Genomic DNA, 12,553 nt, shown 5'->3' with positions numbered 1-12,553 from the left:
CCTTCTTATACTTTTTGAACCGGAGCGAATTTCGCCAGCAATCGCTTGATGCCTACAGGACTTGGAAAAGCGATATCTAATTCCATAGAATCACCCTGGCCTTTCACACTAACGACCGTTCCCGTTCCCCATTTTTTATGCTCAGCTTTATCGCCCACTTGCCAACCGACTTTTTCTCCACCTGTTGTGTTTTGTACCGGGCGGCTCACCGGCTGCCTGCGAGGCTGATTCGCTCTTCCTTGGAAAAGAGAACCACCTGAGATAGGCTTCTCTTTGCCTACCTCTTCAAGTAAATCGCTTGGGATTTCACTTATAAATCGTGAAACAGGATTCATATTCGTTCGGCCGTATAGAGTTCGCATCTGAGCATTCGTAATAAAAAGCTCTTCTTCTGCCCGTGTAATTCCTACATAAGCTAAACGTCTCTCTTCTTCCATCTCATCTTCTTCCATCAGGGACCGGCTGTGAGGGAATACTCCTTCTTCCATTCCCATTAAGAAGACAACTGGAAACTCTAGACCCTTTGCAGAGTGGAGAGTCATCAAGACAACTGCATCTTGGACTTTCTCTTCTTTATCTAGCGAATCAATATCGGCAACTAAAGCTAAATCCGTTAAAAAGGCTACCAGACTCTTATCCTCACTACTCTCTTCAAAGCTTTTGGTAACAGATAAAAACTCGTCGATATTTTCTAAACGACTTTGTGATTCAATTGATTTTTCTGCTTTTAACATTTCTCGATAACCAGCTTTTTCGAGCACTTCTTCAACAAGCTCCGTTACCGACAAGTATTCCTGCATTTGCGTGTACTTATGAATCAACTCTCTAAATTGAAGAACACCACTCGTAATTTTTGGACTTAATCCAATGAAGTCAGCCTCAGCCAATGCTTGAAACATGGATAAGTCATTTGTTTGTGCATACCGAGCAATTTTGTCTATGGAGCCCGATCCAATCCCCCTTTTAGGGACATTAATGATTCGTTGTAAGCTAATATCATCATCTGGATTCGAAACTAATCGTAAATAAGCTAAAATATCTTTAATTTCTTTACGATCGTAGAACTTGGTTCCACCGACAATTGTATACTCAATATTTGACTTTAATAGTACTTCCTCCATTACCCTTGACTGAGCATTGGTCCGGTACAAAATCGCAAATTGAGAATACTTCCGTTTACCTCCATCAACCAATTCTTTAATTTTCCCTGCAACAAACTGAGCTTCACTTTGCTGATTATCCGCACGGAAATAGGCAATTTTTTCACCTTCTGTATTTTCAGTCCATAAGTTTTTCGGCTTACGGTTTAGGTTTTTCTCAATTACATTATTTGCGGCAAGCAAAATCCGTTTTGTCGACCGATAGTTTTGTTCAAGGAAAATCGAACGCGCTCTCGGGTAATCTTTTTCAAAGGATAAAATATTGGCAATATCCGCACCGCGCCACCGATAAATTGATTGATCTGAGTCCCCAACCACACAGAGATTCTGAAAACGAGACGCCAATAATTTTACGAGCATATATTGTGCCCGGTTTGTATCTTGATACTCATCAACATGAATGTATTGAAATTTACGTTGGTAAAATTCCAGCACCTCTGGAACTCGTTGAAATAAGTTAATCGTCGTCATAATTAGGTCATCAAAATCCAATGCCTGATTTTTCTTTAGGCGCTTCTCGTACTCTGTATACACATCGCTCGCTACTTGATCAAAATAGCTACCAGCTTGTTTGCTATATTCTTCTGCTTTCATTAGTTCATTTTTAGCAGATGAAATCATCCCCAGTAGGGCGCGCGGATCAAATTTCTTCGGGTCAATGTTCTTCTCTTTTAAAATCGATTTCACCACGGACTGCTGATCAGACGAATCTAAAATCGTAAAATTTCTACTAAAACCTATTCGATCAATGTCGCGACGTAAGATACGCACACACATGGAGTGAAAGGTCGAAATCCACACGTCTTCTCCAGCTCCACCTAGTATTCTGTTCACACGTTCTTTCATTTCACGAGCGGCCTTATTCGTAAATGTAATCGCTAATATATTGTAAGGACTAACTCGCTTTTCCACCATTAAATACGCAATGCGATGAGTTAACACACGTGTTTTTCCCGATCCAGCTCCTGCCATGATAAGAAGTGGACCATCTGTTGCTTGTACAGCTTCTTTTTGCGGAGGATTCATCCCGGTTAATAATTTCTCAGATAAATATTGCATCTCGTTTCCACCACCATCTTTAGAACGTTTGTTCTTATTATATCGTATTTCACGAATAAAAGCGAAAAGCGCCCGACTGTCGGCGACACGCATAAGCACAACCAGCTGAAGCTAAACACCAAAACCATTGTTAAAATTCACACGTTTTTTCCTTTTTAAAAAACTTATCTTGTTGTTTGTTTGACGGCTTCTACCGTTTTTAAAGCTTCCTTTAAATTATCATATATCACATTTCCCACGACAACGACATCCGATACGCCTGCCATCTCTGCGGCTTGCTCTGCAGACTGAATGCCGCCACCGTAGAATAACGTTGTTTCTTCTAATACACTACTTACTTTCTTTACTAGACTAGAATCACCGTATTGACCACTATATTCTAAGTAAAAAATGGGCAAATGAAACATTTTTTCTGCCATTCTTGCATATGCGACCACATCTTCGGTCTCAATATCGGCATTTGCATCTGTTAACAAAGCTGCTTTACATTCGGAATTTAAGATACAGTAGCCCTCGATGAGGATTTCATCCCAGTTCATGATATCACCGTACTCTTTTACCGCTTCATGATGTAAGCCGGTTAGCCATTGGGAACTGTTACTATTTAGCACAGTCGGAATAAAATACAAATCAAATCCTGGTGTTAGTGATTCTAAGTTAGATACTTCTAATATACAAGGTACGGTGAACCGACGAATTCTTGCCATTAAATCTAGCACAAGATCGAGAGTAACTCCGTCTGTTCCTCCCACTAATATCGCATCTGTTCCCGATTCACAAATTTTTTCTAAGTTCTTATCAGAAATCGGTTTATTTGGATCTAATTTATATACATGACGCCACATACGTACATCATACATCTTGTACCCTCCATTCACTTGTCCATTTCTCCATTATAGCATGTGACAAAGTGAGCTAAAAGAAAAGCATTGAAGTTCACCCCCCAATATTTACCCATTGTTTGTTATCGTAATTTGGAAAAAGCAGGACTTTTCAACAAGAATATTTTTTTGATATTAAACGGCCTCTTCTCGGCATAGATTCAAAACTTTATTATTCGAAGGAGGGTGAAAAATGAAAAAACAAAGCACCAAAAACCATATCATCTGCACTACCTTATCTAACTTTAGGATTCCCCTTTCCATTCTCCTCCTTGTATTTATAGATGGAATTTGTGCACAGCTTCATCCTTTTATTAGTGGTCTATTCGTTAGCTCCCTGATTCTGGTCCACTTAAGCCTATCTCCTTTTAAAAAGCTGTTTTCACAAAGTTTATTGCTTTTCGAATCAGTCTATACACGTTGATATAGCTTCGTTTCGGGGCATTTTTTCATCAATTTGTGATAAAAAGCACTGCTAAAGTGGAGGATTCCATCGATATTTCATGGTAAACGAAAAGGTCCTTATTTGATTAATCAACAAAAAAAATCCACCTGATAAAAGATGGATTTTTTGTTTAATCTTCTTTCTTAATGCGGTCTAATGCCATTTCATAGGCATCATTACCGTAATTTAAACAGCGCTTTACACGAGAAATAGTGGCTGTGCTTGCCCCTGTCTCTGTTTCTATTTTATGATACGTTTTGCCTTCTCGAAGCATACGTGCCACTTCAAGCCTTTGTGCTAATGATTGTATTTCATTCACAGTACATAGGTCATCGAAGAAAAGATAGCTTTCCTCTAGGTTTTTGAGAGATAAGATCGATAGAAATAATTGATCGAGTTCTTTCCCTCTTAGTTTATCAATTTGCATTGTTTAGACTCCTTTTGCGATTAGATGAAACAAATTTACAGCTAAGAACAGTTCCTTAATAAGAAACCATTTCTGATATGCCCGGATTGGTCGGAATAATGGATATCCATGTTTTTCCTGGAACTAGTTTTGCTTGCTCTTCTCCATTATACGGTACAATTTGTCCATTTTCATACTTCCATGTAACTTCTAGTTTTTGGCTATTTTGAAAAAGTAAGGCTTTTCCTCCTCCTGTAAGGTTTAACTCGCGTCTACCTACAGAATCTATGATCTTGTGAGGCACTTCAACAACTAATACATTGCTTAATTTCACCTCGGAATTGCTTTCAAGGTCAAAGGTCTTCTCTCCTTTAACCGATCGTTCATACTTCCCAGATTCATATTGATAGGTAGCAGTATATGATGGATTGTGATAATAGTTTACCGTAAAAGAAGAAACATTTCCCGTTTTTGTCTCCTCATCGTTTGAAAAAAACGCATAACTTGCTGGTGCACCTTCCATATTGTAGCCTAGTTTATTTGCGCCCTGCATAATATTTTTAAAAGTAATATATGAGTTATGAGGGGCTACACGAGATTCTGCACGATGAAACAAAGACCCATCATACTGGATTCCGTTAAGGTGATCAATTTCGCCTCCGAATAACATTTCTTGCGCTTCTGGCGAATATCCATGAGCAATATAGATGCTCTGATAACTATTAGCAATATCAATAAAATAACCGCGTGCACTCCGTACAGGTCCAACTACAGTAGGGTAGTTGCTTTGGTATACTGCTAATAATCTAGTAATTTCCCCTTCTGCTAACAATTCATAAATTACATCTGCTTGAGACAATCCAGATTGCGGCCTTGCTTTCGGATGATTATTAACCGTAACTGTTATGGCTCTATTTGATGATGGAGTTTCTGTTTTTACTCCCGTTAAAGGATAGGTATAACTTACCGTTTCCTTTTCTTCTACATCATTCTTCGTGATGCTGGTGTTTTGTTCCGATATTTCTTCTACTTTCCCTACTTCTTGCGGCATGGTTGTCTCGTTGTCTCCACAAGCAGTTAGGAACATGATCACACCTATAAACACCGCTGCTTTTTTCCGCATATTGGTCACACCTACTTTTCAAAGCTGTTTTTATAGTCTATCTCATGATTGAGGGAAAAAGTACACTTTTTTTCATCACATCGTAAAGCCCCTTTTGGGTTACCCGAATATAGGGCAAATGTGTCGATGACAAAAACAACAATGTATACACCGGATCAGCAAAAGCATAACCCCGTCGGCTTAATTCCTCTTTCAACGTGCTTTCAAGCTCTATCAACTCACTCATTTCGCCATCATACATTATACCACTCAAAATCAGGGGAATTTCATGAACTAATTCGCCGTTCTCAACAAGAACCATCCCTCCACCGATCGCCTTCATTCTAGCAAATGCTTTTTTCATATCGTTTTTACTTTTCCCAATCACGATTATATCTCCTGTATTGGAAAATGAAGAGGCAAATCCGCTAACAGAATGAGAAAATCCTTTTATTAAGGTGCTAATTCGCCATTTTCCATGACGATCTAACAGCAATAAAAAGCTCTCATCATGATCAGTCGATAGCGACTCGAACGCGCAGTCAATCGACACCGTATACGGTTTTGTTATAACATCATTCACCATTTCAATTCCAAAAGGCATCGAAAATTGAAGTTCTTCATCAGTCAAATCCCATGGAAGAGTTAATGGCGGTAAATATTCCTTCCATTTTGGAACAGGCACCTTATACGTTTCACCATTCAAGTGTTTTATCCACTTCCCTTTTCCCATAACGGCAATGGGAGTAGGATTAGAAGGAGATTCTAAGAAGTTGATATTCGCAATTTTACCTGTACTAATCATTCCGTGAAGATGGTCGATTCCGTAATATTTCGCCACATTATATGTTACCATCTGATAAGCTTCTATTTCTGGAATCCCAGCATCAATCGTCATTTTGAGAAGCCAATCTAAAACCCCTTGTTCGTAAAAAGACGGTGTAGATCCGTCACTTGTGAGCATAAAGCTATCATAAGAAGTAATATCCAATTCCAATATCTCTTTCAATAGCTTGGGTAAGTCTGGCCGAATCGACGAATGGCGTAGCGTCACTTGATAACCATGCAATAATCGTTTATACACGTCTTCTCCAGTCATAGCTTCATGATCGCCATCTGCTCCAAATAGTTTCATTTTGGCTAATGTTGCATCTGACGCCCCTGGAAGATGGCTCTCCATCTTTTTCCCCAGCTTTTTCGTTTCCTGCATCCAATGAAGTAACATATCATCGCCAGCCATTAGCTTCGGCCAAGCTGTGAGTTCTCCTCCTTGTAATACATCTGGATGCTCAAGCCACCCTTTCACTTCCTCATTTGAAAATACTTTTTCTTCTTCTAACAATTCCGTTTGTGAATCAAAACGACTCCACCAGTACATTGAAACCGGAGATTGTTTCAACTCTTCTAATAAAGAAAACGCTTTCTTTTTACCTAATAATAAAGAGAGCATTAAATTGTCATTAATAATGGTTGTTGTTCCGGATAAGGATGCATAGTTCGCAAAAGAATGGGGATTATATAACTGAAATGGGTGTACATGCGGTTCAATGTAACCTGGGACAAGAAAGTAGTCCTTGCATTCGATAACTTCACTTTTCTCTGACATGAGAGGCATCGCTTCACCACAATAAACTATACGATCTTGATAAATCCAAATATTCCCTTGAACCCATTTTTTCAAGCTACCATGGAGATAACAAGCATTTTTCAGGATCGTCGTAGGCGATAGCTTCCCTTGTAAAATCTCTATATGTTCACGTATTTGTTTGCTTTTCCAACGATAGTGTCGTTCCAACTCAAACACTCCTCTAAATTTTAACTCTGATTTTTATTATCGTACCATATTTTCAAGTTTTAAGAATAGGTAAATATGTAAATTGTATAAAAATTCTGCATAAGGAAGTGTTTATTTTATGAAAGTTTCTCCTAATATCGGGATCATTAACGCATTAATTCGAATCACGACTGGTTTTACCATTCTTGCCTGGTCGACCGCAAAATTGTCTAAAAAGCCATGGAGAGAGTCGTATCTCCTCGTTGCTATGGTCGCTGGGATGAAAATCGGAGAAGGTATATTACGATATTGTCCTCTGACAGCGCTGTTTGAGAAAAGTGCCTCCACGATGGAGCAGAAAGATGTTGATATCGGGGAGATGATTCATGCTTTTAGTAGTAAGATGTCCGAGGGGGATAAGGAAGAATCAGATAAAGAGGATTTTCCAGATCTTCCTTACAATCCTTCTTAACCAAATGATTTTTGCGAAAACAGCGTAATCTAAACAAGGGAGTCCAATGAAACGGACTCCCTAATCTGAATGGAGGGAACAAAATGTTCTTAGAGTACATAACCGATATGACATTTGTTTTGGCAGCCTTGATAGGTGGTATTGTCGCTATTTTATTTGTGTATGTTCGAAAAACGAAGAAACGTCGCCCGTAATGGCTCGTTTTCCAATATCACTACGATAAAAAAATGGATCTATTGATAGCTTCATTAATTCTTTATATACCTTCGTATAAGCTAGCTGAATGCTATCCGCTTTTACCCCTACTAACAAAACCCTCCCTCCATTTGAGAGGATTTTATCTTTTTCTATTTTTGTTCCTGCATGAAACACTAGCGTTTCTTTCGACAACTCACGAAGACCTTCCACTTCTATGCCTGTTGCATACTCATTTGGATACCCTTTTGAAGCGAGAACTACACCTAGCACAGCTTGTGGCTCCCATTCTAGGGTAACATCCTCTTCTGTTAGTACAGAGCAAAAAACAGAACCTAGATCATTTTTCAGGCGTGGCAGAACGACTTGTGTTTCCGGGTCACCAAATCGAGCATTGAACTCAATCACCTTCGGACCTTGTTCTGTCAATATAAGACCTGCGTATAAAACGCCGCTAAATAAACGTTTTTCTTTTACCAACGCCTCAGCAACAGGCTTCACTATGCGATCTAATGCTGTTTTTAATACCTCATCCGTTATATGGGGAACAGGCGAATATGCCCCCATTCCACCTGTATTTGGACCTTGATCACCATCAAATGCGCGTTTATGATCTTGGGCAATCGCCATCGGGTATACTTTTTCACCGTTAACGAGTGACATAAAAGAGAATTCTTCTCCTTTTAGAAATTCCTCGATAACAACCTTGCTTGATGCTTCGCCAAACCGTTGATTCACCAGCATTTCTTCAAGAGTCGAGAATGCTTCGGCCAATGTTGTCGGAATCACAACGCCTTTTCCTGCTGCTAAGCCATCTGCTTTTATCACGATGGGTAAACCTTGCTTCTCAATATATCGTTTCGCTTTGTCTAAATCTGTAAACGTTTCGTATTGAGCAGTTGGGATATCATATTTCTTCATTAAATTCTTAGCAAATGCCTTGCTTCCTTCTATTTCTGCGGCTGCTTGAGTAGGACCAAAAATCGCTAAATTTTGCTCTTGAAAATAATCTACAATCCCAGCAAGTAAGGGATTCTCCGGTCCGACAATGGTCAGGTCCACGTTCTCTCTTCTCACAAATTTCACTAGTTCAGAAAAATTCATTTCATCAATCGGAACTGGTTGTGCAGCTTGCCTCATCGCCTCACTACCTGGGGCACAAAATACACGGTTGACACTTTCACTTTCGGAAAGTTTCTGGCAGACGGCATGCTCCCTGCCACCTCGGCCAATAACTAGTATATTCATCCTTTCCCCACCTTTCTTATGGGCTGAAGTTAACCCGGATTTATCTTATTTTTTGTATCTAAAGCAGCTTTATGTTTGTGGCTCTTTTCTAAAGGCTCTTTTCGTATACATTGTGGCTAAATCACCTGATTTTTGATTAAATCGCCCATTTCATTGTTATTTCCATCAATAATAGACGAAATGATGCCCGAAACAAAGCTAAATCACCGTTTATAGACTAGTGCGAAAAGCAACAAACTTTGCGAAAACAGCCTTTCTACATGAATTCGCGCAGTTAGTCGTTATAGCTTGAGGAACCAGGCTAATGCCGTCCCTGATCAGCCACTTCCGCTTTTCTTTGTCCAGCTGCAGTGGCTAGGGACTCGGGCATTTGTCAGCCCACTACGTGAAGCAGGCTTCACTTCGTGTTCTGCCAGATGCCTGCCGTCCCTGATCAGCCACTTCCGCTTTTCTTTTAGTGTTTAAAGTGTCTTATTCCTGTCATGACCATCGTGATTCCGTGTTCGTTTGCTTTTTTGATGGAATCTTCGTCCCGGATGGATCCTCCGGGTTGGATGATGGCTGTTATGCCTGCTTTTGCTGCTGCTTCTACTGTGTCGTCCATTGGGAAGAATGCATCTGAAGCCATGATGGATCCTTTGGCTTTTTCTCCTGCTTGGGCAACGGCAATGTTCGCTGCTCCCACTCGGTTCATTTGGCCAGCTCCCACCCCAACAGTCATATTGTCCTGACAGAGCACAATGGCATTTGACTTTACATGCTTAACGACTTTCCACCCTAGTTTAAGGGCATTCCATTCTTCCTCAGTTGGTTCACGTTCAGTCGCTACTTTTACATCGCCATCTTCTAGAGAAAATAAATCAAGATTTTGAACGAGAAGACCTCCTTCAACCGATGTTAGCATTTTCTCATTATTAGATTTACGATCAAAGGAAACGGTAAGAAGTCGAATGTTTTTCTTCCCGGTTAAGATTTCTTGCGCCTCATCGGTAAAAGCTGGTGCAATGACAATTTCTAAGAAGATTTCGTGGAGCTTTTTCGCTGTTTCTAGATCAACTGCTCGATTCAAAGCAACAATTCCACCAAAAATAGACGTTGAATCTGCTTCAAACGCTCTCTCAAACGCTTCTGAAATATTTTCTCCTACACCCACTCCACAAGGATTCATATGTTTCACAGCAACTGCTGCAGGCTCTGAAAATTCTTTCACAATTTGTAAAGCCGCATCTGCATCATGAATATTGTTGTACGAGAGCTCTTTTCCGTGATGCTGTCGCGCGCTTGCAATTGAAAACTCAGATCCAAGCGGAGAACGATAGAAGGTGGCTTGTTGATGTGGGTTTTCTCCATACCTTAGTGACTGCTTTCGTTCAAACGTAAACGTCATCTGCTCTGGCTGTTCTTCATTTGAATATTTGGTCATATACTCGGCAATATATGTATCATAGGCTGCTGTATGGCGGAACACTTTTGCAGCAAGCTTACAACGTGTCGCGCGGCTTACTTCCCCCTGATCCCTCATCTCCTCAATGACTACATTATAATCCAAGGAATCTACTAAAACAGTGACATTTTTGAAATTCTTTGCCGCTGAACGAAGCATGGTCGGACCACCAATATCAATATTCTCAATCGCTTCTTCTTCTGTTACAAAAGGCTTCGCAATCGTTTGTTGAAACGGATATAAATTGACACATACAATATCAATAGGGGAAATACCATGCTCCTTTAGTTGTTGGAGGTGGGATTCATCCTCTCGCTTCGCTAACAGCCCTCCATGTATATGAGGATGAAGAGTTTTCACTCGTCCTTCTAAAATTTCAGGGAAGTCGGTCACCTCGTCGACCCCCATCACCTCGATCCCACTATCCATTAAAACGGTCTTTGTCCCTCCGGTCGAAATGATTTCAAACCCAAGCTCTTTTAGGGAACGAGCAAACTCCACGATGCCACTTTTGTCTGAAACACTTATTAATGCACGTCTTTTCAAAATTGATTTCCCCTTTCTCACAGCAGCTATTTACTTCATTTCAGTGAATTGATGAAATAATTGATTTAACGTTCTCGGATAAAGCCAGTGTTCGACCTCATGAATTTTCTCTTCAAGACTTTCTCTCGTATCCATCGGTGACACAGGGATTCCTTCTTGTGCGACAATCTTGCCTGTATCCATTCCTTCATCTACAAAATGAATGGTCACACCGATGATTTTCACTCCTACCTTCAACGCTTGACCTACTGCATCCTTTCCAGGGAAGGCAGGCAAAAGCGACGGATGAATATTCACAATTTTATCTTCAAAATGTTGAAGAAGTGTTTTTCCCACCATACGCATATACCCTGCCAAAACGATAAATTCTATTTCTCTTTTCTCTAATTCTCTTAATATCTCTTTTTCAAACGTTTCTTTCGATGAAAAACTCTTAGGTACAAAGCTGTAGATCGGTATTCCAGCAGCTTGGGCACGTCTAATCACAAAAGCATTAGGATTATCGCAGACTAATAATTCCACACTTGCATGAAGATTACCCGCTTGTTCAGCATCTATTAAAGCTTGAAAATTACTTCCGTTTCCTGAGGCGAATACGGCAATTTTTTTCATCATTAGCCTCCGCTCTTTTCTTTTCATAATACCGTTTGCTTCTATTGACCGCAAAAGATTACCCCTTCAGATTCGTTGACTTTTCCAATAATCGTGGCATTTTCTCCTCGTCCAGCAAAGAATTCAACTAAATGTTCCGCCTCTTCAGCTGGTACAGCTAATACAAAACCAATCCCCATATTAAACACGTTATACATCTCTTCCTTGGTCAAGTTTCCAAGTTTTTGGAGAAAAGGAAAAATAGCTGGAACTTCCCACGATCCATCCACTATCTCAACCCCCAGTCCTTTCGGGAGCATACGAGGTAGGTTTTCGATAAACCCTCCACCTGTAATATGAGCCATTCCATGAATGGAGAAGATTTTTTTTGCTGCCAACACGGAGGTTGCATAGATTTTAGTCGGCGTTAAAAGCACATCTCCTAACTCGTTTCCTAACTCTGCAATATTCTCTTTCGGTGAATAGGAGTGATCTTCGAAGAGAATTTTACGAACTAGTGAGTACCCATTACTATGTAGACCACTAGAAGACAGCCCGATCAATACATCCCCTCTTTGGATGGCTTTACCTGTGATGAGTTCTTTTTTCTCACAAGCACCTACACTGAAGCCCGCAATATCATACTCATTCTCTTCATAAAGACCCGGCATTTCCGCAGTCTCTCCTCCAATCAGTGCACAACCAGCTTGTTGACACCCGTCAGCCACGCCTTTCACAAGGTTCTCAATTTTCTCTGGAACTGCTTTTCCACAAGCAATATAATCTAGAAAAAAAAGCGGTTCAGCTCCTTGTACGACGATGTCATTCACACACATCGCAACACAATCAATACCAATTGTATCGTGACGGTCCAACATAAATGCGAGTTTTAGTTTTGTTCCCACACCATCTGTTCCAGAAACGAGGACTGGCTCGCTCAACCCTAGAGAAGAAAGATCAAATAATCCTCCAAAACCGCCTAAAGCTCCCATAACTCCCTGTCTTTCTGTGCGTTTTACATGTTGACTCATCCGCTTGACAGACTCATAGCCTGCTTCAATATTGACTCCAGCTTTCTGATAGGAATTAGTCACCTTTTTGCCTCCTCTTGTTTTCTCTCCATATTCAACTTGACTCAACCCATCTAGTATTCGTATATTCGGTTTGGCTGTTTTCACACTAGCATAAATACCGGTTATCTGATAGGTTTCAAGGACACCTTTTCTTGTT

11 protein-coding genes are annotated in these 12,553 nt (G+C 40.3%); 2 read left to right on the top strand and 9 right to left on the bottom strand.

What is annotated here, in order from left to right:
* Positions 1-5: 5 nt before the first annotated feature.
* The 5 genes from pcrA to U8D43_RS02620 all read right to left on the bottom strand — a co-directional run bounded on the left by pcrA (position 6) and on the right by U8D43_RS02620 (position 6,848).
* Positions 6-2,219 carry a DNA helicase PcrA gene (pcrA, locus tag U8D43_RS02640; protein WP_335869612.1) on the bottom strand — a complete coding sequence of 738 codons (2,214 nt, stop codon included), beginning with the start codon at positions 2,217-2,219 and terminating at the stop codon, positions 6-8.
* Positions 2,220-2,383: 164 nt separating this feature from the next.
* Positions 2,384-3,079 (bottom strand): heptaprenylglyceryl phosphate synthase, encoded by a 696-nt coding sequence (pcrB, locus tag U8D43_RS02635; RefSeq protein ID WP_335869420.1) that lies wholly within the window; start codon positions 3,077-3,079, stop codon positions 2,384-2,386.
* Between the two features lie 596 nt (positions 3,080-3,675).
* Complete coding sequence (locus tag U8D43_RS02630) at positions 3,676-3,972, bottom strand: YerC/YecD family TrpR-related protein (protein WP_335869418.1); 297 nt, start codon at positions 3,970-3,972, stop codon at positions 3,676-3,678.
* A gap of 55 nt (positions 3,973-4,027) precedes the next feature.
* Positions 4,028-5,074 carry a DUF3048 domain-containing protein gene (locus tag U8D43_RS02625; RefSeq protein WP_335869417.1) on the bottom strand — a complete coding sequence of 349 codons (1,047 nt, stop codon included), beginning with the start codon at positions 5,072-5,074 and terminating at the stop codon, positions 4,028-4,030.
* A 37-nt stretch (positions 5,075-5,111) separates the two neighbouring features.
* Positions 5,112-6,848: an adenine deaminase C-terminal domain-containing protein gene (locus U8D43_RS02620; RefSeq protein ID WP_335869416.1), complete on the bottom strand. Its 1,737-nt coding sequence runs from the start codon at positions 6,846-6,848 to the stop codon at positions 5,112-5,114.
* 118 nt (positions 6,849-6,966) lie between these two features.
* Between U8D43_RS02620 and U8D43_RS02615 the strand changes: the two genes are divergently transcribed.
* Positions 6,967-7,299 (top strand): YgaP family membrane protein, encoded by a 333-nt coding sequence (locus tag U8D43_RS02615; RefSeq protein WP_335869415.1) that lies wholly within the window; start codon positions 6,967-6,969, stop codon positions 7,297-7,299.
* 83 nt (positions 7,300-7,382) lie between these two features.
* A complete protein-coding gene (locus U8D43_RS02610; protein ID WP_335869414.1) occupies positions 7,383-7,493 on the top strand; it encodes an EYxxD motif small membrane protein in 111 nt (36 codons plus the stop codon).
* Here the strand turns inward: U8D43_RS02610 and purD are convergent.
* The 4 genes from purD to purM form a co-directional block, all read right to left on the bottom strand.
* The gene (gene purD, locus U8D43_RS02605) at positions 7,447-8,742 is read right to left on the bottom strand and encodes a phosphoribosylamine--glycine ligase (RefSeq protein ID WP_335869413.1); all 1,296 of its coding nucleotides are present in this window, start codon (positions 8,740-8,742) and stop codon (positions 7,447-7,449) included. The genes U8D43_RS02610 and purD overlap by 47 nt on opposite strands.
* Positions 8,743-9,196: 454 nt before the next feature.
* Positions 9,197-10,732 carry a bifunctional phosphoribosylaminoimidazolecarboxamide formyltransferase/IMP cyclohydrolase gene (purH, locus tag U8D43_RS02600; protein WP_335869412.1) on the bottom strand — a complete coding sequence of 512 codons (1,536 nt, stop codon included), beginning with the start codon at positions 10,730-10,732 and terminating at the stop codon, positions 9,197-9,199.
* A gap of 30 nt (positions 10,733-10,762) precedes the next feature.
* Positions 10,763-11,344, bottom strand: a complete 582-nt coding sequence (gene purN / locus U8D43_RS02595; protein ID WP_335869411.1) for a phosphoribosylglycinamide formyltransferase — start codon at positions 11,342-11,344, stop codon at positions 10,763-10,765.
* Positions 11,345-11,385: 41 nt separating this feature from the next.
* On the bottom strand, positions 11,386-12,417 hold the full coding sequence (gene purM, locus U8D43_RS02590; protein ID WP_335869611.1) for a phosphoribosylformylglycinamidine cyclo-ligase: 1,032 nt from the start codon (positions 12,415-12,417) through the stop codon (positions 11,386-11,388).
* Positions 12,418-12,553: the final 136 nt, after the last annotated feature.

Source organism: Bacillus sp. 2205SS5-2 (assembly GCF_037024155.1).
Classification (GTDB): Bacteria; Bacillota; Bacilli; order Bacillales; family Bacillaceae_K; genus Bacillus_CI.
The sequence above is the reverse complement of the archived record's forward strand: the minus strand, read 5'-3'. Positions and strand labels throughout refer to the sequence as shown.